The organism is Mesorhizobium sp. M0698 (genome assembly GCF_040320455.1).
GTDB lineage: Bacteria > Pseudomonadota > Alphaproteobacteria > Rhizobiales > Rhizobiaceae > Mesorhizobium.
This window is the reverse complement of record NZ_JAMYPQ010000001.1, coordinates 756,558-777,929: the sequence shown is the minus strand read 5'-3', so window position 1 is coordinate 777,929 and position 21,372 is coordinate 756,558. Positions and strand designations below refer to the sequence as shown.

Sequence of the window (21,372 nt, the reverse complement as noted above, 5' to 3'; positions counted from 1 at the left end):
ATCTATCCCTTGACGGCGCCGGCGGTAAGGCCGGTGACGAGGTAGCGTTGCAGGAAGGCAAAGAAGACGCAGACCGGGATCAGCGCCAGGATGGAAGCCGCCATCATCTGTCCCCAGTCGACCGCGAATTTGCCGATATAGGTGAGCAGGCCGACCGCGAAGGTCTTCTGGTCGTCGCTGGAAATCAGCATCAGCGCAAACAGCAACTCGCTCCAGGCGGCGGTAAAGACGAAACCGAGCGTCGCACCCATGCCGGGCAGCGTCAGCGGCACGATCACCTTGCGCATCGCCTGCAGGCGCGTGCAGCCGTCGATCATCGCTGCCTCTTCCAGATCCCTGGGAATGCCGTCGAAGAACGACTGCATCAGGAAGGTCGCAAAGGCCGTATTGAAGGCGGTGTAGATGATGACGAGGCCGGTCAGGCTGTTGATGAGGCCGATCTGTCCCATGATGCGGTAGATCGGCGGAATGACCATCACCAGCGGGAACGTCTGGGTGAGCAGAAGCAGGATGGCCAGGGTCGCCTTGCCGCGGAAGGAAAATCGCGACATGGCGTAGCCGGCCAGCGTGGCAATCACCGTTACGAAGGCTGCCGTCGAAACCGAAACGATAACGCTGTTCAGGAAGTAACGCGGGAAATCGCTGGCTTCGAGCACGGTGACGAAGTTCTGCAGCGTCGTTTGCGACGGCCAGAAAGTGATGCCTTCGGAATAGAGCAGCCGCTCCGGCGTGACCGAGATCTTCAACGTCCAGAAGATCGGGAACAACGCGAAGGCCATATAGGCGGCGATGGCGCCGTAAAGGCCGATACCGCCGAGGACGCGCGAGGAAGCGGAGCGTCCGGCAATCATCAGACGTGCCTCACCAGCGACCGGCGGATGCCGATAAGCGCAACCGCGTAGACGATTAGCAAGGCAAGCAGCAGCACCGCCACTGCGGAGGCATAGCCTTTGTCCAGCGACTTGAACGCGCTGACGTAGATATAGACCGGGACGGTAGCGGTCGAACCGGCAGGCCCGCCTTCGGTCATGACGAAGATCAGGTCGGCGAAGGTGGCGATCCATATGGTGCGCAGCATGACGGTGATGACGATGGTCGGTGCCAGGAACGGCAGCGTTACCTTGGTAAAGCGCTGCCACGGCGAGGCGCCGTCGATCGCCGCCGCCTCATGCAGTTCTGACGGGATCGACTTCAACGCCGCCAAAAGCGTGATGGCAAAAAAGGGAATGCCGAACCAGACATTGGCGACGATCGGCCCCCACATGGCTGTCGAGGGATCGGAGAGCACGTTGGTTGGCTCGGCTTTCAGCCCCAAGGCGTAGAGCCAATGCGGCAGCGGCCCGATGATCGGGTTGAACAGCCAGGCCCAGGTCAGGCCCGAGAGGAAGGACGGTACCGCCCAAGGCAGGAACACCACGGCCTGCACGATCTTTCTGCCCCGGAACGGCGTATCGAGCAGCAGCGCCAGGCCGAGTCCAAGGAAAAATTGGAAGAACAGGCTGGCTGCCGTCCACCATAGGGTGTTGACGAGCGCCTGCCCGAGCACAGGATCCGACAGCATCGCCTGATACTGCCCAAGCCCGACATATTCGGATTTGAAAGCGGAGAATTTGCGGAACGAGTAGCCGACACCGATAACCAGCGGCACCAGGAGCACGACGACCAGCAGCGCGATCGCCGGGCTGAGATAGAGCCAAGGCTCGATCGCGGCATGGGATAGCCGCTTCTTTCGCGGCCTGCCGGCGGATCGGATTTCGGACACGGCATAGGTCATTGGTACTGGATCGTCTCCTGGGTAAGCACGGGCTGGCGACAGCGCCTTCCCCGTTTACGGGGAGATGCCGGTCCACCCTCCGCAGCTGCAGCGCAGCTGCTGTGGAGGACGGGCAGGCAGATGAGAAGCAGCGCGAGCCAAGTCGGGTTGGCGCCGCCCCTCATCCGTCACTTCGTGACACCCCCTCCCCGTGAACGGGGAGAAGGAACAAAAGCTATTTCTTGTTCTTGGCCAGCCAGTCCTGCTGTTCCTTGGTCAGGAACTTGGCCCATTCGTCAGCCACGTCCTTGGCCGCTTTCTGGCCAAGCAGCACTTCCTGAAAATTCTTGATCGCCACCTGGTCTACGAAATTGCCAAGGTTTTCCAGATGCGTCGGAGGCGTCACCATCTCGTATTTGTCGCCGTTGTTCAGTTCCTCGAACCAGCCTTTGAACTGCTCGGTCCTGAAGTGGGCGTCCTGGTCGGCGCCGTTGTGGATTGGAATGACGCCGACTTCCTTTGCCCATTCCAGATTGTCCTTGGGCGACAACAGCGTCGCCATCAGCTTCCAGGCATCGTCCTTGTGCTGGGAATTGGCGAACATCGCCCAGCCGGCATAACCGAGCGTCGGATAGGATTTGCCGCTCGGCCCGACCGGCATCGGCGCCACGGCGAAATCGTCGGCGCTCATCTTGTCGGCGATGCCGAGCAGCGCGTCGGGATCCTGGTTCAGCATGGCGCAGGTGCCGCTGTAGAAGCCGGTGACGGTCTCGTTAAAACCCCAGCTCACCGCATCTTTCGGCGCCAGGCCGTTCTTGTACATGTCGGCGAGCATCTGCAGGCCCTTGACCGAGCCTTCCTCGTTGATGGTCGAGGTGCCGTCCTCGTTGAAATAGCCGCCCTTGCCGGCGGCGATGTTCATGAACATATGCATGCCGTTGAAGGCGCCCGGGCCGCCGCGCAGGCAGTAGCCGTATTTGCCCGGTATCGCCGAGATTTTTTTGGAGTCCTCGACGAATTCATCGAGCGTCGCCGGCGGACCGTCCAGACCGGCCTCCTTGAACAGCTTCTTGTTCCAGAACAGCGCGTTCAGGTAATAGCCGTAAGGGATCATGTACTGCTTGTTATCGACCGTCGAGCCGAACTGCTTGGCACGCTCGCCCAGCGTTTTGGCATCGTCCCATTTGGCCATGTATGGCCCGAGATCCTCGAGCTGGCCGTTGGTCGCATAAAGGCCCATCCAGCGTTCTGGCATCTCGACGATGTCGGGCGTGTCGCCGGCCTGCACCATGGTGAGGAACTTCTCGAACGCCTGTCCCCAGGGCAGCGATACCAGCTCGACCTTGACACCCGGATTGGCCGCCTCGAATTCGGCGATCTGCTTCTTGAGGAATTCGGTACGCGGCGGGCTGGTGATGACCTCGACCATCTTGACCGTGGAATCGGCCAGCACGCTGCCGGCGGAAATCGCCAGACCCGCGACGGCACCAAGAAGGATGCTCAGTTTTTTCATGTTCAGCACTCCCATTTTGAACGGCTCCTTTATCTTTTTGCTCTGTCGAAGGCCTGGGCAACATCCGCCCACAGGTCTTCGACACTTTCCAATCCGACACTGAGGCGGATGGTTCGTGGGCTGACGCCGAAGCGCGCCATCGAATTCAGGCCCGGCGTCTGCTCGAGCGAGGCCTTTGCCGGAACGACCAGGCTCTCATGGCCGCCCCAGCTGACGCCGATGCGAAAGAGTTTCAGCGCATCGACGAAAGCCGGGATGTCGACGTCTTCCGTCACTTCGAACGAGAACAGCCCGGCATAGCCGGCAAGCGTCGCCTTGCCTGGATGGTTGGAATAGGCCGGGTGGTTGACCCGCTCGACATGGTCATGCGCTTTCAGCCGTTCGGCGATGGTCAGCCCGCTCTTCATGTGATGCGGCAACCGCAGCGGCAATGTGCGCAGGCCACGCAGTAACAGCCAGGCCTCGAAAGGCGAAAGTTTGCCGCCGAGATAGGAATAGGTCTGCTCGTTGATATGTCGGATATGGGCGGCCGAACCGGCCACCACACCGGCGACGGTGTCGCTGTGGCCGCCGAGATATTTCGAGGCCGAATGCAGCACCAGGTCGACACCGTGCGAAATCGGCTTCTGGAACACCGGCGTCGCCCAGGAATTGTCGATCGAGGTGATGATGCCCTGCTCTTTGGCCAGCCGCGCCAGCTGGGTTATGTCCTGGAGCTCGAACATCATCGACGTCGGGCTTTCCAGGTAGAGCAGCTTGGCGCCGGGAAGTGCTGCCGCGACCGCGTCCGGATCGGAACCGTCGACATAGTCGACCTTGATGTTGAGCCGTGGCAAAAGCCGTTCGAACAGCCGGTAGGCATCGCCGTAGCAATTGCGCACGACAACCATGCGCTCACCGGCACCGACGAAAGCAAGCACCGTGGCGCTGATCGCCGCCATGCCGCTGGAAAAGCCGCGCGCGGCCTCCGCGCCTTCGAGAGCGGCGACACGCGCCTCGAACTCCATGACCGTCGGGTTGTCGCCGCGCGAATAGATCGGCTGACGTCGCCTGCCGGCGAATGTGTCGGCCATCTCGGAATAGTTGGCGAAGGTGAAGAGGGAAGTCTGGTAGATCGGCGGGACCACCGCGCCGCCGGGGAAAGGCTCGTCATGGGCGAGAAGCGTCGCTGCCTCGGCGAGATAGTCGTTTTCGAAACCGGCGGGATGATCGCTCATTTCTGGCCTGAAAGTTCGAGTTTGGCCGCGCCGCGCTTCAGATCGTCCTCGACGGTGGCGATCAGCTTGAGCGCCTCGGCCCGGGCCCCCTCCGGATCGTGCGCGGCGATGCGTTCGTAGATGGTGCGGTGGTAGGGAAAGCTGGCGTGGCCGAAATCACGCACGCCGAGCGGATGCTCCCAGAAACGATGGAACAGTTCGTGCATGGCGGCGATGATCTGCTCGAACAGCGGATTGCCGGAACTGCGGTAGATCGACTGGTGGAATTCCCAGTCCTCCTCCGCCGACATCCCGGCGCGGGTGTGGAAGGCCTGCTCCATAATGTCGAGCTTGCGCCCGATCCCGACGAGATCTGCCTGGCCCGCGCGGACGGCGCACAGGGCGGCGGCTTCCGCTTCCAGTGCCCGGCGGATTTCCAGCGTCTGCATCAGGCTGGTGAAATCATTGCCGCCGGCCAGCGTCAGCGGCATGTGCAGCATGTCCAGCGAGACCACTCCCTTGAGATAGGTGCCGCTGCCTTGCCGCCGTTCGACCAGGCCGAGCCCTTCCCAGCGCGTCAGCGCCTCGCGCACGGTGTTGCGGCTCACCTTGAGGCGCTCGGCAAGGATGCGTTCGGTCGGCAGTCTCTGGCCGGGCCCGAGAGCTTCCCGCATCACAAAGCCGGCCAGCGCCTTGAGTACCGCGTCGTCGCGAGCAGTTGCCTGTATGGGGGAAAGGCCGAATTCGGTCATGCCAACGGGTCACCAAATGGCTCAATGGTCCAACCAATTTCTGCATAGAAGACAGGCCCTGTCAACCGACTGCGGGCGCATACGCTCTGCCCAGCCGGCTATTTCAAAGGGCGCTGTCGCTGCCGCTACAAAAACCAAGCGTTTTCCAGGTCTTGGCGTAGAATCCTGATGTGTTTTGAAAATTGGGGGCCGGCCGGCGTTTGGCAGCGGTACGAGGAGGCCACTATGTGCCAGCGCCGGCCGGCCGACCCCACGGACCCAGGAGATGCGGCGGACCTGAGCATCATGGGGTATTCTTCGGGTCGAACCGGCGATCTAGCCTCGTGCCGGTTACGTCTAAGGGCTGCACATTTGCGCAACAACTTATGGAAATCAACCGTTTCTTAACCAAGCCTCGCAAATCGCTTGGATTAAGGTAAATTCGTAACCTTGTCGCGTTGACCGGGCAATTGGTGTTCGGTGCTAAGCCGCCTTGGCGACGACGCGATTGCGGCCGCCGCTCTTGGCTTCGTAGAGCGCGAGGTCGGCGCGTTTCATCAGCGCGGAGACCGTGTCTACCCCCTTCAGCACCGACGACACGCCGACGCTGACGGTGACTTCGACGGCCTTGCCTTCGGTGCCGATGGCAAACGGCAGCTGGGCGATTTCGGCGCGAATGCGCTCGGCGACCTTTTCGGCTACCGCGCCGTCGGTGTCCGGCATCACCACGACGAACTCCTCACCGCCGAAGCGGCAGGCTAGATCGATGCCGCGCACATTCTTGCGCAGCCGCCGCGCGAATTCGCGCAGCACGTCGTCGCCGCCGTCATGGCCATGCGCGTCGTTGATGCTCTTGAAGCGGTCCAGATCGGTGATCATCACCGACAGCGGCCGGCGCCGTGCTACGGCGCGGTCGAACAGCGTCTGCAAATGGCTGTCGAGATAGCGGCGGTTGTGCAGGCCGGTCAGGGCATCGGTCACCGCCATCTCGATGGTCTGGGTGACGCTGGCGCGAAGCTGGTCGTTGTAGCGCTTGCGGCGCACCTGCGTACGCAGCCGCGCGGTCAGCTCCTGCTGGTCGATCGGCCGCATCAGATAATCGTTGATGCCGAGTTCGAGGCCGCGGATGATACGCCCCTCCTCGCCCTCGTCCGCCAGAAGGATGATCGGCAGGAAACGGGTGCGATCGAGCGAGCGCAATTGCGAGCAGAGCCTCAGCGGGTCGAAATCGGCGAAGGCCGTCGAGATCATCACGCATTCATACGGCTGCTCGGCGGCCTGGAAGAAGCCGGCATGCGGATCGTTGGCGACGTCGAGATCGGCACTGCCGCGCAGCATCTTCTGGATGCGCTCGAACGAGGATTTGCGCTCGTCGACCAGCAGCACCTTCGGCACCGCATCGTCGGTAGCGAAGTTGCGGCTCAAAAGCTCCTCGATGCCGATATTGCGTGTCGTCGAGGCGCGCAGCCGCAGCTCGTCGGTCAGCGATTTCAGCCTGACCAGGCTCTTGACGCGCGTCATCAACTGCAGATCGTTAACCGGCTTGGTCAAAAAATCGTCGGCGCCGGCCTCGAGGCCGCGCACCCGGTCCGAAACCTGGTCGAGCGCGGTGATCATCACGACAGGGATGTGCGATGTCGCCGGGTCGCCCTTCAGCCGCCGGCAGACCTCGAACCCGTCCATGTCGGGCATCATCACGTCGAGCAGCACGACGTCGACCTTGCCGTTCTCGCAGATCTCGATCGCGTCCGGCCCGTTGGTGGCGGTCAGGACCTCGAAATATTCGGCGAGCAGCCGAACCTCCAGCAGCCTGACATTGGCTGGGATGTCGTCGACGACGAGGATCCGCGCGGTCATTTCACAAAGCTCCGGCTCGGCTGGAAAGATACATCAGGCATCGCCCAGGTAGGATTTGATGGTTTCGATGAAACGCGGCACCGAGATCGGCTTGGAGATATATGCCTCGCAGCCGCCCTGGCGAATGCGCTCCTCGTCCCCCTTCATCGCGAAGGCGGTGACGGCGATGACCGGGATGACGTGGAGATCATCGTCCTCCTTCAGCCATTTGGTGACCTCGAGGCCCGACACTTCCGGCAGCTGGATGTCCATCAGGATGAGGTCCGGCCTGTGCTGCCGCGCCAGATCCAGCGCTTCCAGGCCGTTGCGTGTGCGCACCGTCTCGTAGCCGCTCGCTTCGATGAGGTCGCGAAAGAGCTTCATGTTGAGCTCGTTGTCTTCGACGATCATAACCTTCTTTGGCATCGATTTCCCGTCCCGGCTGGCCTTCCACTCGAAGGGTGCCGTCATGCGCCCCTTGTCGGCACGCACCAAACCTGTTCCCACTATACGGCAATATGATTGACGAAACGGAAACCGGTCGCCCTAAAAGCGTTCGGATTCCAGGTCGGCGAGCTTGCTGCCGGCGACACTTGCCACTACTGCGAAAACAGAACGATTCCGCCCATGAAGGAAGGTAGCGATGGCAAACGCAGCGTCAATGCGCGAGGAAGCGGAAACGGTTGCCGTAAAGGCGTTGGGCTTCGTCGCCGCCGATTCGGAACTTCTGCCCCGCTTCCTGGCGATCACCGGCATCGAAGCCCATTCCATCCGCCGGGCGGCGGGCGAGCCGGGATTCCTGGCCGGCGTGCTGCAGTTCATCCTTGCCCACGAGCCGACGTTGATGCGTTTTTCCGAGGAGACCGGAACGCCGCCCGCCGCAGTCGGCAAGGCATTGCGGGCGCTGCCGCTCGGCGACGACAATCATGAGCATTCGATATAAGCGGCGATCCCGAGACTGCGGGCAGATCGCGGCGGCGAAAATCGTGAGCGCACTCGGGCGTTAACGCCAGCCGCTTCTAGAGCAATTCCAGGAAAAGTGTGAAACGGTTTTCCGTCCGGATTGTGCAAAAACAAAGACATGGAGCGGTTCGGCGTTTCCGGGAAACGATGAACCGCTCCAAGCTCGGCGCTTAGGGTTTCAACTTCGCCCCTGCCCCGCCATTGTCATTCTCGCCCGAGCCATGATCCGGAACGGTAGCCTCGCTTGGGTCCATGACGGGGTTGTCCTGAACGGCATCGGCCGGCTTCAGCATGGCGCCGTTGACCGTGACCGAACCGTCTGCCTTAGCGTTGACGACCCATTCCAGTCGACCATCCGGCAGCGCCTTGCCAAATCCTTTGACGGCGAGTGCGAAGGGGAAATACTGCGCCGCTTCCGGCTCGGTCTTGGCCGCCGTCTGCAGAGCCTCCACAATCTTGTCATAGCCCGCGACATCGATGGTCATGCTCGCCTCGGGCTTCTTGCCGGGGAACGTCATTTCACCTTCCATCGCAATCTCGATGTTGCCGTTCTTGATCGTGCTGTGTCCGAGAATGGCCTTTGGCGTCTTGGCCAGGAAATCGGCGAAGATCTGGTTGCCGAAATCTGCCGGCAGCGGTGGATCCTTGCTGAAATCAAGGGTTTCGATGGTTTTCTTCGCCATGCTGTCCAGATCGATGTTGGTGCCGCCGAAGTTGAGGTCGATATCCGTCGGCAGCAACGCAACGCTCCAGCTGGGCAGCACCTGCTGTGGTATTGTCAGGCCGGAAACCTTGAACGCGTAGTTGATCTTGCCGTCCTTGGCGATGCCGTCCATGCCGACGGCGGTATTCAGTTGCGTCGCACCGAACTTGCCTACCGGGCTCTCCACCACAAAGTCCTTGAAGCCGTAGGTGCCGTCGATCCGCTCCCACAATGGCAGTGCTGCCGTCAGAAGCGATTTGAACTCCGCCTCATCCGCCTTGAATTTGGCTGCATCATCAGTCGCCACGATGAAAGCAAGCAGGTCGAGCAGCGGCTTTGTCCGCAAACCCTTGCCGGACGCATCCACGGAAAGTTCAGGCGCTTTTACAGCAGCCGGAAAACTCAACCCACTTTTGGGATCGTTGACTTTGATCGTTTCGGCGAAGTTCGTTATTTTTTCCATCACCGTGAAATCGATGCCGCCATTTGCGGATTTGGTCGAAACTATTACGGCAGTGCCAGCACCGACCGTGACATCCGCCTGCTGCTTGGGCTCTCGGGTGGTCATCGTCATGCCAGCCATCGAACCGGTTGCGCTCGCGAAAGCGGCCAGGTCGGGGTCATAAACTCCGGTGAACTTGTTGTCCGACACGGAGAAGTCGATGTGCTGCGCCCCCTCAGGGCCAACGAAATCGATAGACCCCTTCGGGGACACGTCCGCCGAAACGTCCCAGTGTCCATCTTGGCGTGGCTTGACCAAGATGAAGTAAGGCGTGACGTCGAACTTGAAGGCTTGCTGCTTTGCCATCAAATCCGTGACTGGCTTGAAGTCGAAAGCGAGCTTGTAGGCATCGCCGTCGACTGAAATTTTCACGAACCCGATATCGAACAGCTTCTTGCCGATGTAGTGCGCCAGATCGTCGGAAAGCTGCTTCGCGCCTTGCCTGTCGACCGCTTGGCCGAAGGCCGGTGCGCTGCAGGCAAGAAGTAAAACAAGTGGCAAAACGCGCTTCATCTCGATCCTCACTTAATCGCGGCCCTCAAGCCGTTCTATCACTGGTAGGCAAATACCATCGCAGCCGCAAGAGAAGGCCTATGTGTTGCGGAGCTGTTACAGCACCAGCCGCATCAGCGGTCGGCCTGGCTTACGTTCGACCAACCGCTGGAACCCGGCCTTTTCGAAGACCCGCGACGAGCCGACGAACAGCCCGATCGAGCGCGAATCCTTCGATAGATCGATCGGGCAGGCTTCGATCAGCCGCGCTCCGTTCTGGCGGGCGAACTCGATGCCGCCTTGGACCAGGCGGTGCGACAGGCCCTTGCCGCGTGCTTTGGTGCGGATGAAGAAGCAGGAGATCGCCCAGACGCCCGGATCGCTGGCGTCGGCGGGGTCGATCGGCGCCGACCCCCTGCCCTGGTTATTCCATTCGGGCACGTCGGCACGCGGGCCGATCTGCATCCAGCCGACCGCCTGGCCACCCTCGAAGGCCAACAGGCCGGGCGGCGGCCCGGCCTCGATCCGCGCCTTGATGTGGTCCTTGTTGCGCTCCCGGTTGCTCGCGCGGCGCGCTGCGGGCGACAGCCGGAAATGTGTGCACCAGCAGCCGTAGCAGGCGCCTTGCCTACCGAAAAGATCTTCGAAATCCGCCCAAAGCTCGGGCACTAGCGGCGCTATGGTCGTATTCATGAGCTCTCTCCCGGCCCACCGCCTTGTCGTGGCGTCCGTCCTGACGTACCATTGCATTTGTTCTCTTTATGTTCGCAGCGATGGCGGCCCCTGTCAACAATCCCGAACACGGTTTTTGCCGCGACTGCCTGAGTTTTCAGCGCAGCGAGGCAGGCCGTTGCGAGCGCTGCGGCAGTCCACGGCTCGCCCGCCATCCGGAGCTCTACCGGCTGCGCCTTGCCCATATCGATTGCGACGCGTTCTACGCGGCGGTCGAAAAGCGCGACAACCCGGCGTTGAAGGACCGGCCATTGATCATCGGCGGCGGCAAGCGCGGCGTCGTCTCCACCGCATGCTACATTGCCCGCATCCACGGCGTGCGCTCGGCAATGCCGATGTTCAAGGCGCTCGAAGCCTGCCCGGAAGCGGTGGTCCTGCCGCCGGACATGGAAAAATACGTGCGCGTCGGCCGCGAGGTGCGCGCCATGATGCAGGCGCTGACGCCGCTGGTCGAGCCGCTCTCGATCGACGAGGCCTTTCTCGACCTCGCCGGCACCGAGCGCCTGCATGGCCTGCCGCCTGCGGTGGTGCTGGCGCGCTTCGCACTCGGCGTGGAAAAGGAGATCGGCATCACCGTTTCGGCCGGCCTTTCCTACTGCAAGTTCCTGGCCAAGGTGGCGTCGGACTTCCGCAAGCCGCGCGGCTTTTCGGTGATCGGCGAGGCCGAGGCTATCGGCTTCCTGGCCGAGCAGCCGGTGACGCTGATCTGGGGGGTCGGCAAGGCCTTTGCCGCCACGCTCGAGCGCGACGGCATCCGCACCATCGGCCAGTTGCAGCGCATGGAACGTGGCGATCTGATGCGCCGCTACGGCGTCATGGGCGACCGGCTCTACCGGCTTTCGCGCGGCGAGGACGACCGTCGCGTCGTTCCCGACCAGGACGCGAAAAGTGTGTCGGCAGAAACCACTTTCGATACCGACATCGCCTCCGTCGACGAACTGGTTTCGGTGCTGAGGGCGCTGTCGGAAAAAGTCTCGGCCCGGCTGAAGAAATCCGGCATTGCCGGACGCACCGTCGTCCTCAAGCTGAAGACCCAGGATTTCAAGATCCGCACGCGCAATCGCCAGCTCGGCGATCCGACCCGGCTGGCCGACCGCATCTTTCAGACCGGGCTCGAGCTGCTGCGCAAGGAAGCGGATGGCACGAAATACCGGCTGCTCGGCATTGGCGTCAGCGATCTCTCCGACGATGACCGGGCGGACCCGCCCGACCTGGTCGACGTCCAGTCACGCAAGCGCGCCATGGCCGAAGGCGCCATCGACACGCTGCGCGGCAAGTTCGGCCGCAGGGCGGTGGAAACCGGCTATACCTTCGGCAAGGGCCGCGATGCCCATCCGCCCGAACCGGTCGAGGAGTGAGCCCGTCAGGTGCGCCGCAGATCGATCCTGCTGGTCACCACCCTTTTTCCAGTTTTCGGATCGGTATCGATAACGGTCAGCCGCATGCCGTCCTCGCCGGTTTTCTCAACAGTCATTTGCGCCCTGCGATCGCCATTGACCTCCTTGGCCCAACGGATGCCGAGATTGATTGCGTTGCCGGAGCGGCTGCCGCTCAATTGCGCCGGCCCGGTGCGCGATCCGACATAGGTGCCGGTGTATTTCGTCCCGCTCGATTTGAGATCGGCGCTGATGGCGCGCGTTACCACGATAAGACCGCGGCAGCTGCCGTCGAGCGATAGCGAGCTCGACGTTGCGTCGGAATTGAAATGACAGGAGACATTCACCGTCGGCGCATCGGTGGTCACCTTGACGATGCCTTTGCCGGCGAAATTCCCCTGGAATGAGCGAAGAAAATCCGGATCGTCGGCATGCGCTGCGCCGGCCCCGGCCGTCAGGCAGCCGGCAAGTACAAATCGTGCGAATGATTTCATCGGACCGCTCCTCGTTGGTATCCAAAACACAGAACGCAAGCAGTGACAGACCAACGCTTCCCTCAGTCGCGAGTTCCGGCTTCAACATCACTGCGTGAAGCGCTGCACGGCTGGCCCAGCCGAATGCGTCGGCTAGCGGTTGCGATGAGCGCTCCGGCTTGCGACATAGCCGCATGGCACCCGCACCCTCGATCCCCAAGGCCGCGTTCTGGATGGCGCTGTCGATCGCCTCGTTCCTGGCGATGTCGGTGGCTGGCCGCGCCACGACGGCCGAACTAAACGTCTTCCAGGTGCTCGAGCTGCGCTCGGTGATCGGCTTTTTCATCCTGTTGCCGCTGGTCATGATGTCAGGCGGTTTTGCGGCGATGCGCACCGGACGCCCGCTGGCTCATATCGCCCGCAACGTCGTCCACTATACCGGCCAGGCTGCCTGGCTCTACGCCCTGACGCTGATCCCGCTTGCGGTGCTGATCTCGATCGAATTCACGACGCCGATCTGGACCGCGCTGCTGGCCGTCGCTTTCCTCGGCGAAAGGCTCTCCCGGCCACGGCTGGCGGCGATCGTGCTCGGGCTGATCGGCGTGGTGATCATCGTGCGTCCGGGCGTCGGCGCGGTCAATCCGGGGCATGTTATCGTGCTGGGAGCCGCGGTCTGCTTCGGCGTCTCGGTGGTTCTCGTCAAGTCGCTGACGCGGACGGACAGCGTCGTGCGCATCATCTTCTGGATGCTGATCATCCAGTCGCTGCTTGGGCTCGTCCCGGCGCTTTACGAATGGCAAAACCCGCCGCTTGAGCTCTGGCCGTGGATCCTGCTCATCGCCTTCACCGGCATGTCGTCGCATTTCTGCATGGCCCGCGCACTTGTCTATGCCGATGCGACGGTCATCTCGCCAATGGACTTTTTGCGCGTGCCGCTGTCGGCGGTGATCGGATGGCTGCTCTATCACGAGCAGATCGACGCCTTCACCGCCGGTGGCGCCCTGCTGATCCTCATGGGAAATCTGCTCAACCTGCAGCGGAGAGCACCGCAACCGGCGGAGATCGCCGCTTCATAAGCGTGCGCTAACTCTTAGACCAGTTCCACCTCGACCACGCCCGGCACCGCCCGCATCGCCGACGCGATCTGCGGCGATACGCGGTAGCGGTTTGGCAACTCGATCTCGACCTCGCCCTCGCCGCCTTCCTTGATGACGATGATGCTCACCTGACTGTCGCCACGCTGGCCAAGCTGCGATTGGAGTGTCGATGCCGGTGCGTCATTTCTGACGAAGATGCGCAACGCTTTCTGGATACGGCTTGCCTCTTCCTCCAACGACTGCACGGTCTGGATGCGCAGATTGACGCCTTCAGGCCTGTCCTCGGCCGAAACGGTGATCACCACCGAGCGGCCGGGTTCGAGCAAGTCGCGGTATTGCGCCAGCCCCTCGGAAAACAGCACCGCTTCATACTGGCCGGACGTGTCGGAGAACTGCACGACGCCCATCTTGTTGCCGGTGCGCGTCTTGCGCTCCTGCTTGGTGGTCACCGTGCCGGCGAGCCGGCCGGCGGCAGCACCGCGTTTGACGGCGGCCGAAAACTCGCCCCAGGTCTGCACCCGCATTTTCTGCAGCGCCGCCTTGTATTCGTCGAGCGGATGCGCCGAGAGATAGAACCCGACCACCTGGAATTCACGGTGCAGGCGGTCGGCGGCGAGCCAGGGATCGGTCGCCGGCAAGTTGAGCGCCTGCGACTGTGCGCCGAGCGAGGCGCCAAAGATGTCATGCTGGCCGGTGACGGCATTCTGCTGCGCCAGCGACGCCAGCCCCATCATCCGCTCGACGCCGGCCATCATCGCGGCGCGGTCATGACCGAAGCAGTCGAGCGCGCCGGCCATGATCAGGCTTTCGAAGACGCGCTTGCCGACGATCTTCGGATCGACCCTTTCACAGAAATCGGCGAGGCTCTTGAAGGGTTTTTCGCCGCGCGTGGCGACGATGTGCTCGACCGCCGCGTCGCCGACGCCCTTGAGCGCGGCCAGCGAATAGAAGATGCGGTTCTCGCCGACCTCGAAATCCCGGAACGACGTCATGACCGACGGCGCCACCACCTCGATGCCGAGGCGCAGCGCATCCTGGCGGAAATCGGCGAGCTTGTCCGTATTGCCCATGTCGAGCGTCATCGATGCCGCCAGGAATTCGACGGGGTAATGCGCCTTCAGATAGGCGGTCTGGTAGGAGACGACGGCATAGGCGGCGGCATGCGATTTGTTGAAACCGTAGTCGGCAAACTTTGCCAGCAGGTCGAAGATGAAGTCGGCTTGCGGCTTGCCGACGCCGCGCTCGACCGCGCCCGAAACAAAGCGCTCGCGCTGCTTGTCCATCTCGGCGCGGATCTTCTTGCCCATGGCGCGGCGCAGCAGATCGGCTTCGCCCAGCGAATAGCCGGAGAGCTCCTGCGCGATCTGCATCACCTGTTCCTGGTAGACGATGACGCCTTGCGTCTCCTTGACGAGATGGTCGATCTTCGGGTGGATCGACGCCATCTCCTCCTCGCCGTGCTTTCTGGCGTTGTAGGTCGGTATGTTCTCCATCGGCCCCGGCCGGTAGAGCGCGACCAGCGCGATAATGTCCTCGATACAGTCGGGCCGCATGCCGATCAGCGCCTTGCGCATGCCGGCACTTTCCACCTGGAACACGCCGACCACCTCGCCGCGCGACAGCATGGCGTAGGTTTCGGGGTCGTCGAGCGGAATGTGGGCAAGATCGATCTCGATGCCGCGGCGGCGGATCAGCTTGACGGCCCTGTCCAGCACCGTCAGCGTCTTCAGGCCAAGGAAGTCGAATTTCACCAGCCCGGCCTGCTCGACATATTTCATGTTGAACTGGGTGACCGGCATGTCCGAGCGCGGATCGCGGTACATCGGCACCAGCTCCGACAGCGGCCGGTCGCCGATGACGATACCGGCGGCGTGCGTCGAGGCGTGCCGATAAAGACCTTCCAGTTTCTGCGCCGTATCGAGCAGCGTCTGCACGATCGGCTCACGCTCCGCCTCTTCGGCAAAGCGCGGCTCGTTGGCGATGGCGTCGGCGAGCTTGACCGGATTGGCCGGGTTCGACGGCACCATCTTGCTCAGCTTGTCGACCTGCCCGTAAGGCATCTGCAGCACGCGGCCGACGTCGCGCAGCACCGCGCGCGCCTGCAGCGTGCCGAAGGTGATGATCTGGCCAACCTGGTCGCGCCCGTATTTCTGTTGGACGTAGCGGATGACTTCCTCGCGCCGGTCCTGGCAGAAGTCGATGTCGAAGTCGGGCATCGACACGCGGTCGGGATTGAGGAAGCGCTCGAACAGCAGCGAAAAACGCAGTGGATCGATGTCGGTGATGGTCGTGGCATAGGCGACCAGCGAGCCGGCGCCCGAACCGCGGCCCGGGCCGACCGGAATCCCTTGTGCCTTGGCCCATTTGATGAAGTCGGCAACGATCAGGAAATAGCCCGGATATTTCATCTTCTCGATGACGCCGAGCTCGAAATCCAGCCTTTCGCGATATTGCTCGACGGTATAGCCGGGCGTCGGCCCGTGCGCCGCCAGCCGCGCCTCCAGCCCTTCATGCGCCTGCCTGGCAAGCTCCTGCGCCTCCGCCTTCACCGCAGCATCGGCGTCGGCGACATCGCCGCCGGCAAAGCGCGGCAGGATCGGATTGCGGGTCTTCGGGTAATACGAGCAGCGCAGCGCGATCTCGACCGTGTTGTCGATCGCCTCCGGCAGGTCGGCGAACAGCCTCGCCATATCGGCCTGGCTTCTCAGGAAGTGGTCGGGCGAAAGGCGGCGGCGATTGTCGGCCGCAACCACGGAACCTTCGGCGATGGCGATCAGGGCGTCATGCGCCTCATAGTCTTCACGAGAGAAGAAAAACGCCTCGTTGGTGGCAACCAGCGGCAGATCGTGGCGGTAGGCGAGATCGACCGACGACTGCTCGATGGCGCGGTCGTAGCCGGACACGCGCTCAAGCTCGACATAGAGCCGGTCGTCGAACAGGCCCTTGAGCGCCGAGAGCCGGGTCTCGGCGAGTTCGCGGCGATCCTGTTTCAAGGCAGTGCCGATCGGACCGCGCGGCCCGCCCGTAAGGCAGATCAGACCGTCGGAATGGCCCTGCAGCATCTCGCTCGTCAGATGCACCGCTTCGCCGGGCGGTGTCTCGAGGTAGACGCGGCTGACCAGCCTGACCAGATTGCCGTAGCCGGCCTCGGTTGCGGCGATCAGGACGACCGGCCGCATCTCCGGTCCTTGCCGCCTGCGGTCGCGCTGGCTGTCGCTCGCCTCGCCGGAAAAGGCGAGGTCGATCTGGCAGCCGATGATCGGCTGGATGCCGTCCTTTACCGCCTTCTGGGCGAATTCCAGCGCGCCGAACAGATTGTTGGTGTCGGTGACGGCGATTGCCGGGCATTCGTCCTGCACCGCATGGCCGACGATCTTGCCGAGCTGCAAGGCACCTTCGAGCAGCGAATAGGCCGAATGCACGCGCAGATGAATGAACCGACGCGCCGCCGCCTCCGCCCGCGACGCCTTTGCATAGGCCTCGCGCAGCAAGGGATCGCGTGGAAGTCTTTCATCCGCCATGGTTTTTTCGCGCCGCCTCACAAGGACTCAGTCGATGAAGATGTATTGTCCGGCACCGGGTAACACGAGTCCAGCGGTAGTGATCAGGCCGAGAACCGATAAACCGGAGTCCACCGAGATGGCTTGGGGAAAGCTGGCGTTGCCATGCGTTCCCAAGCTGCTTAGCCTATTCCGTGTTGTAAGGTAGCGCGCATGTCACTTTCGCGATTCGTTGAGAAGTGGACCACCCCTGCATATCCCCCTTACTCAGTCTCCGAGGAGGATTTGGGTGCTGCTGAGCAGCAGCTAGGCGTCCACTTTCCCGAAGACTATCGAAAGGCAGTACTTGACGTCGGGTTGCCTCGGCCCACGATCGCGCTTTTAAACGCGATCGTCGAGCGTAAACTGGATCTGCATGATCTTGCTAACTTCTATTCTCCGAAGGAGATAGTCGAGGAAACGCTTGGCTGGCGTGAAATCGGGATGCCTGACCGGCTTGTAGCTATCGCGAGCGATTCGTTAGGAAACAAGTTCTGCTTCAATGCAAACCAGCTTGGCGGCGACAGCGCCGACATGCGGGCAATTTGGTTCTTCGATCACGACTTTGGAACCGTCGATGAGGTTGCGCCAAGTTTTCATGCCTGGATTGACGCCTTTTGCGAGGTTGAGCCGTGGCACGAGGAGCCGAGCTAAGTCCGCAGCAACCACCACGTCAGTCGAAGCCCGAAAACAAAAACCCGCCTTGGCGGGCGGGTTGGAGCCAATTAGCACCATACCCAAATTAGTAGCATAGCTGCCGGCACAAAGCAAGAACAAAATACGGCGCGACGGGGAAAAAGTGCGAATTCCTCACGGCCTCGCCTTGTTCCTCCTCAAGCGAGCGTGCCCAACCAATTGCAAGGTCGCGTTCCTTCGCGCCCCCCTCTGTCCTGCCGGACATCTCCCCCACGAGGGGGGAGATTGGCCATCATCTCGGCTTTCGCCAATTTCCAACGTTGCAGGAGCGAGCGAGGCGCCGAGGCTGCCAATCTCCCCCCTGGAGGGGGAGATGTCCGGCAGGACAGAGGGGGGCGCTGTCCCGCCAACTTCTGACGGGCGTCGAGGGCGGGGGTTTCGGCCTCACGCGAATTCCATGATCACCGCATCGACGGCAAGGCTGTCGCCTGGCCTGGCGTTGAGCTTCGAGACGATGAGATCGCGCTCGGCGCGCAGCACGTTTTCCATCTTCATCGCCTCGACCACGGCCAGCGTCTCGCCGGCCTTGACCTCCTGCCCCTCGGCAACGGCGATCGAGACGACGAGGCCGGGCATCGGGCAAAGCAGCATCTTGGAGGTGTCCGGCGCCACTTTTTCCGGCATCAGCCGTTCGAGCTCGGCGGTGCGCGGCAGCATGGCGCGGGCTGTCACCGACATGCCTTTCCAGGCGATGCGGAACCCGTTCAGCACCGGCCTGACTTGCGCCGCGACCTTGCGGCCGCCGACCGTGCCGCGCCAGATGAGATCGCCCGGCCGCCAGTCGGAGGTCACCGTCAGTGGCTCGCCGCCGTCGATCGACAGGTCAAGCTCGATCGGAATGGAAATCATGCCTTCGACGATGGCGACCGAAAGATAGTCCCGGCCGATCTTCACCACCCAATCGCGTTTCAAGGCACCCGAATGCGGCGCCAGCCGCCCGCCCAGCCGGTCGAGCCGGTCGCGGCGCAGCAGTTCCACCGCGGTGGCAATCGCGGCCAGCACCGCTTTTTCTTCGCTGTTCGGCACGATGGGCGCGAAGCCATCGGGGTATTCTTCGGCGATGAAGCCGGTCGATATCAGACCTTCCCGCCAGCGCCGATGCTGCATCAGCGCCGCCAGGAACGGTATGTTGTGCTCGATGCCGTCGACGACGAAACTGTCCAGCGCTTCCGACATCGCGTCTATCGCCGCCAGCCGTGTCGGCGCCCAGGTGCACAGCTTGGCGACCATCGGGTCGTAGAACATCGAGATTTCCGAGCCTTCGGTAACGCCGGTATCGTTGCGGATAACGATTTCGCCGAATTTTCCCTCTTCCGGCGGCCGGTATTTCGTCAGCCTGCCGATCGACGGCAGAAAGTTGCGATACGGATCTTCGGCATAGAGGCGGCTTTCCACCGCCCAGCCGTTCAGCTTGACATCGCTCTGCTTGATGGCGAGCTTTTCGCCGGCCGCCACGCGGATCATCTGCTCGACCAGGTCGATGCCGGTGACGAGTTCCGTCACCGGATGCTCGACCTGCAGCCGCGTGTTCATTTCCAGGAAATAGAAGTTCTTGTCGCTGTCGACGATGAACTCGACCGTGCCGGCGCTCTGGTAGTCGACGGCCTTGGCCAGCGCCACCGACTGCTCGCCCATGGCTTTGCGGGTCTTGGCGTCGAGGAACGGGGACGGCGCCTCCTCCACGACCTTCTGATTGCGGCGCTGGATCGAGCATTCGCGCTCGCCGAGATAGAGCGTGTTGCCATGCGCGTCGGCGAGCACCTGGATTTCGATATGGCGCGGATCGACGATGAATTTTTCGATGAAGACGCGGTCATCGCCGAACGAGCTTTTGGCCTCAGACCGCGCCCGGTCGAAGCCGTCGCGCACCTCTGCCTTGCTCCAGGCGATGCGCATGCCCTTGCCGCCGCCGCCGGCCGAAGCCTTGATCATCACGGGATAGCCGATTTCGCCGGCTATTCTTTCGGCATGGGCGGCGCTTTCGACGACGCCGAGCCAGCCGGGCACCGTCGACACCTTGGCCGCGTTGGCGAACTTCTTCGATTCGATCTTGTCGCCCATCGCCTTGATGGCCTTGGGCTTCGGGCCGATGAAGACGATGCCTTCCTGCTCCAGCGCTTCGCAGAAGGATGCCTGCTCGGACAGGAAACCGTAGCCGGGATGCACGGCCTCTACTCCTGTCGCCTTGCAGGCGGCGATGATCTTTTCCGCGACCAGATAACTTTGCGCAGCCGGCGAAGGCCCGATATGCACCGCCTCGTCGGCCATTTCGACATGCACGGCGTCGCGGTCGGCGTCGGAATAGACCGCAACGGTGGCGATGCCCATCTTGCGCGCCGTCTTGATCACGCGGCAGGCGATCTCGCCACGGTTGGCGACCAGGATCTTTGTGAACATGCAGGCCTCGTCCCTCGGCTGCCCTTCTTTTACGGGCTTCCCGTTTTATGGGCTTCAGGGGGCCGGTCAAGGCAAAGTCGGAGCCTATCCCGCATGCAAATCGGCGGGCGCTGACGAAAATCCGGGGTCAGAACGTCGCTTCGTGCATAGCGCAGAGCTGAATGGTAAGTTAAATCTAACCTGGATTGCAGACTGCCTTGGGAGGATTGCCTGATGAAAACGCGCGCCGCTGTCGCCGTCGCCGCCGGAAAGCCGCTGGAGATCATGGAGGTCGACCTCGAAGGTCCCCGTGATGGCGAGGTGCTGGTCGAGATCAAGGCAACCGGCATCTGCCACACCGACGAGTTCACGCTGTCGGGCGCCGACCCGGAAGGCCTGTTTCCGGCGATCCTCGGCCATGAGGGCGCCGGCATCGTCGTCGACGTCGGCAAGGGCGTCTCCTCGGTCAAGAAGGGCGACCATGTCATCCCGCTCTATACGCCGGAATGCCGGCAGTGCCCGTCCTGCCTGTCGCGCAAGACCAATCTGTGCACCGCCATCCGCGCCACGCAGGGACAGGGCTTGATGCCCGACGGCACCTCGCGCTTCTCGATCGGCAAGGACAAGCTGTTCCACTATATGGGCTGCTCGACCTTCTCCAATTTCACCGTGCTGCCCGAGATCGCGGTGGCCAAGGTCAATGCCGACGCCCCGTTCGACAAGATCTGCTACATCGGCTGCGGCGTCACCACCGGCATCGGTGCTGTGATCAACACGGCCAAGGTCGAGCAAGGCGCGACGGCGGTCGTCTTCGGCCTCGGCGGCATCGGCCTCAACGTCATCCAGGGCCTGCGCCTTGCCGGCGCCGACATGATCATCGGCGTCGACCTGAACAACGACAGACGAGCCTGGGGCGAGAAATTCGGCATGACGCATTTCGTCAATCCGAAGGAGATCGACGGCGATGTCGTGGCTCATCTCGTCAACATGACCAAGCGCGGCGCCGACCAGATCGGCGGCGCCGACTACACGTTCGACTGCACCGGCAACACCAAAGTCATGCGGCAGGCGCTAGAATCGTCGCATCGCGGCTGGGGCAAGTCGGTCATCATCGGCGTTGCCGGCGCCGGCCAGGAGATCTCGACGCGGCCGTTCCAGCTGGTCACCGGCCGCACCTGGATGGGCACCGCCTTCGGCGGCGCGCGCGGCCGCACCGACGTGCCGAAGATCGTCGACTGGTACATGGCCGGCAAGATCGAGATCGATCCGATGATCACCCACACGCTGAAGCTCGAGGACATCAACAAGGGCTTTGACCTGATGCATGAAGGCAAGTCGATCAGGAGCGTCGTGGTTTACTGAGGAGGAGAAAGCCGCCGGCTAACCAGCCAGCG

Annotated in this window: 17 protein-coding genes; 5 read left to right on the top strand and 12 right to left on the bottom strand. The window is 62.5% G+C overall.

The annotated features are described in order from the left end of the window. Positions 1 to 2: 2 nt before the first annotated feature. The 7 genes from NKI16_RS03840 to NKI16_RS03810 form a co-directional block, all read right to left on the bottom strand. Entirely contained in the window at positions 3 to 851 is an 849-nt protein-coding gene (locus NKI16_RS03840) for a carbohydrate ABC transporter permease (protein WP_352613810.1), read from the bottom strand. Next, positions 851 to 1,774, bottom strand: a complete 924-nt coding sequence (locus NKI16_RS03835; RefSeq protein ID WP_352622648.1) for a carbohydrate ABC transporter permease — start codon at positions 1,772 to 1,774, stop codon at positions 851 to 853. Before NKI16_RS03835 ends, NKI16_RS03840 begins: the two co-directional genes overlap by 1 nt. 214 nt (positions 1,775 to 1,988) lie before the next feature. Continuing rightward, positions 1,989 to 3,266: an ABC transporter substrate-binding protein gene (locus NKI16_RS03830; RefSeq protein ID WP_031212851.1), complete on the bottom strand. Its 1,278-nt coding sequence runs from the start codon at positions 3,264 to 3,266 to the stop codon at positions 1,989 to 1,991. Between the two features lie 29 nt (positions 3,267 to 3,295). After that, positions 3,296 to 4,483, bottom strand: a complete 1,188-nt coding sequence (locus NKI16_RS03825) for a PLP-dependent transferase (protein ID WP_352622650.1) — start codon at positions 4,481 to 4,483, stop codon at positions 3,296 to 3,298. After that, entirely contained in the window at positions 4,480 to 5,214 is a 735-nt protein-coding gene (locus NKI16_RS03820; protein WP_352622652.1) for a FadR/GntR family transcriptional regulator, read from the bottom strand. The genes NKI16_RS03825 and NKI16_RS03820 overlap by 4 nt, the downstream gene beginning before the upstream one ends. A 462-nt stretch (positions 5,215 to 5,676) precedes the next feature. Next, entirely contained in the window at positions 5,677 to 7,050 is a 1,374-nt protein-coding gene (locus NKI16_RS03815; RefSeq protein ID WP_352594498.1) for a PleD family two-component system response regulator, read from the bottom strand. A 33-nt stretch (positions 7,051 to 7,083) separates the two neighbouring features. Continuing rightward, positions 7,084 to 7,500 (bottom strand): response regulator, encoded by a 417-nt coding sequence (locus NKI16_RS03810; RefSeq protein ID WP_348625950.1) that lies wholly within the window; start codon positions 7,498 to 7,500, stop codon positions 7,084 to 7,086. Between the two features lie 172 nt (positions 7,501 to 7,672). On the opposite strand from NKI16_RS03810, the gene NKI16_RS03805 reads away from it, so the two are divergent. Next, the gene (locus NKI16_RS03805; RefSeq protein WP_352568802.1) at positions 7,673 to 7,972 is read left to right on the top strand and encodes a DUF3572 domain-containing protein; all 300 of its coding nucleotides are present in this window, start codon (positions 7,673 to 7,675) and stop codon (positions 7,970 to 7,972) included. Between the two features lie 190 nt (positions 7,973 to 8,162). On the opposite strand, the gene NKI16_RS03800 is transcribed toward NKI16_RS03805, so the two are convergent. Both NKI16_RS03800 and NKI16_RS03795 read right to left on the bottom strand, forming a co-directional pair. Next, a complete protein-coding gene (locus tag NKI16_RS03800; RefSeq protein ID WP_352646496.1) occupies positions 8,163 to 9,503 on the bottom strand; it encodes a hypothetical protein in 1,341 nt (446 codons plus the stop codon). Between the two features lie 303 nt (positions 9,504 to 9,806). Continuing rightward, on the bottom strand, positions 9,807 to 10,382 hold the full coding sequence (locus NKI16_RS03795; RefSeq protein WP_023679991.1) for a GNAT family N-acetyltransferase: 576 nt from the start codon (positions 10,380 to 10,382) through the stop codon (positions 9,807 to 9,809). A 68-nt stretch (positions 10,383 to 10,450) separates the two neighbouring features. On the opposite strand from NKI16_RS03795, the gene NKI16_RS03790 reads away from it, so the two are divergent. Then, positions 10,451 to 11,779: a DNA polymerase IV gene (locus NKI16_RS03790; protein WP_352594500.1), complete on the top strand. Its 1,329-nt coding sequence runs from the start codon at positions 10,451 to 10,453 to the stop codon at positions 11,777 to 11,779. A 5-nt stretch (positions 11,780 to 11,784) separates the two neighbouring features. Here NKI16_RS03790 and NKI16_RS03785 read toward each other — a convergent pair whose 3' ends face one another. Continuing rightward, positions 11,785 to 12,291 (bottom strand): hypothetical protein, encoded by a 507-nt coding sequence (locus NKI16_RS03785; RefSeq protein WP_352594501.1) that lies wholly within the window; start codon positions 12,289 to 12,291, stop codon positions 11,785 to 11,787. A gap of 173 nt (positions 12,292 to 12,464) precedes the next feature. Here NKI16_RS03785 and NKI16_RS03780 point away from each other — a divergent pair, with 173 nt between their 5' ends. Then, complete coding sequence (locus tag NKI16_RS03780; protein ID WP_352622653.1) at positions 12,465 to 13,346, top strand: DMT family transporter; 882 nt, start codon at positions 12,465 to 12,467, stop codon at positions 13,344 to 13,346. Between the two features lie 14 nt (positions 13,347 to 13,360). On the opposite strand, the gene dnaE is transcribed toward NKI16_RS03780, so the two are convergent. Continuing rightward, complete coding sequence (dnaE, locus tag NKI16_RS03775) at positions 13,361 to 16,888, bottom strand: DNA polymerase III subunit alpha (protein WP_352641077.1); 3,528 nt, start codon at positions 16,886 to 16,888, stop codon at positions 13,361 to 13,363. Positions 16,889 to 17,080: 192 nt separating this feature from the next. Here dnaE and NKI16_RS03770 point away from each other — a divergent pair, with 192 nt between their 5' ends. Next, the gene (locus NKI16_RS03770; protein ID WP_352622657.1) at positions 17,081 to 17,560 is read left to right on the top strand and encodes an SMI1/KNR4 family protein; all 480 of its coding nucleotides are present in this window, start codon (positions 17,081 to 17,083) and stop codon (positions 17,558 to 17,560) included. A gap of 426 nt (positions 17,561 to 17,986) precedes the next feature. Here the strand turns inward: NKI16_RS03770 and NKI16_RS03765 are convergent, their stop codons facing one another. Next, positions 17,987 to 19,999: an acetyl-CoA carboxylase biotin carboxylase subunit gene (locus tag NKI16_RS03765; protein WP_352622659.1), complete on the bottom strand. Its 2,013-nt coding sequence runs from the start codon at positions 19,997 to 19,999 to the stop codon at positions 17,987 to 17,989. Positions 20,000 to 20,212: 213 nt separating this feature from the next. On the opposite strand from NKI16_RS03765, the gene NKI16_RS03760 reads away from it, so the two are divergent. Further along, positions 20,213 to 21,340, top strand: coding sequence for an S-(hydroxymethyl)glutathione dehydrogenase/class III alcohol dehydrogenase (locus tag NKI16_RS03760; RefSeq protein WP_352922257.1), 1,128 nt, complete (start codon positions 20,213 to 20,215; stop codon positions 21,338 to 21,340). Positions 21,341 to 21,372: the final 32 nt, after the last annotated feature.

Bases quoted from the DNA above. Each gene is read 5' to 3' on its own strand.
- NKI16_RS03840 (WP_352613810.1), bottom strand. From the start codon at position 851: ATGATTGCCGGACGCTCCGCTTCCTCGCGCGTCCTCGGCGGTATCGGC.
- NKI16_RS03835 (WP_352622648.1), bottom strand. From the start codon at position 1,774: ATGACCTATGCCGTGTCCGAAATCCGATCCGCCGGCAGGCCGCGAAAG.
- NKI16_RS03830 (WP_031212851.1), bottom strand. From the start codon at position 3,266: ATGAAAAAACTGAGCATCCTTCTTGGTGCCGTCGCGGGTCTGGCGATT.
- NKI16_RS03825 (WP_352622650.1), bottom strand. From the start codon at position 4,483: ATGAGCGATCATCCCGCCGGTTTCGAAAACGACTATCTCGCCGAGGCA.
- NKI16_RS03820 (WP_352622652.1), bottom strand. From the start codon at position 5,214: ATGACCGAATTCGGCCTTTCCCCCATACAGGCAACTGCTCGCGACGAC.
- NKI16_RS03815 (WP_352594498.1), bottom strand. From the start codon at position 7,050: ATGACCGCGCGGATCCTCGTCGTCGACGACATCCCAGCCAATGTCAGG.
- NKI16_RS03810 (WP_348625950.1), bottom strand. From the start codon at position 7,500: ATGACGGCACCCTTCGAGTGGAAGGCCAGCCGGGACGGGAAATCGATG.
- NKI16_RS03805 (WP_352568802.1), top strand. From the start codon at position 7,673: ATGGCAAACGCAGCGTCAATGCGCGAGGAAGCGGAAACGGTTGCCGTA.
- NKI16_RS03800 (WP_352646496.1), bottom strand. From the start codon at position 9,503: ATGGCAAAGCAGCAAGCCTTCAAGTTCGACGTCACGCCTTACTTCATC.
- NKI16_RS03795 (WP_023679991.1), bottom strand. From the start codon at position 10,382: ATGAATACGACCATAGCGCCGCTAGTGCCCGAGCTTTGGGCGGATTTC.
- NKI16_RS03790 (WP_352594500.1), top strand. From the start codon at position 10,451: ATGTTCGCAGCGATGGCGGCCCCTGTCAACAATCCCGAACACGGTTTT.
- NKI16_RS03785 (WP_352594501.1), bottom strand. From the start codon at position 12,291: ATGAAATCATTCGCACGATTTGTACTTGCCGGCTGCCTGACGGCCGGG.
- NKI16_RS03780 (WP_352622653.1), top strand. From the start codon at position 12,465: ATGGCACCCGCACCCTCGATCCCCAAGGCCGCGTTCTGGATGGCGCTG.
- dnaE (WP_352641077.1), bottom strand. From the start codon at position 16,888: ATGGCGGATGAAAGACTTCCACGCGATCCCTTGCTGCGCGAGGCCTAT.
- NKI16_RS03770 (WP_352622657.1), top strand. From the start codon at position 17,081: ATGTCACTTTCGCGATTCGTTGAGAAGTGGACCACCCCTGCATATCCC.
- NKI16_RS03765 (WP_352622659.1), bottom strand. From the start codon at position 19,999: ATGTTCACAAAGATCCTGGTCGCCAACCGTGGCGAGATCGCCTGCCGC.
- NKI16_RS03760 (WP_352922257.1), top strand. From the start codon at position 20,213: ATGAAAACGCGCGCCGCTGTCGCCGTCGCCGCCGGAAAGCCGCTGGAG.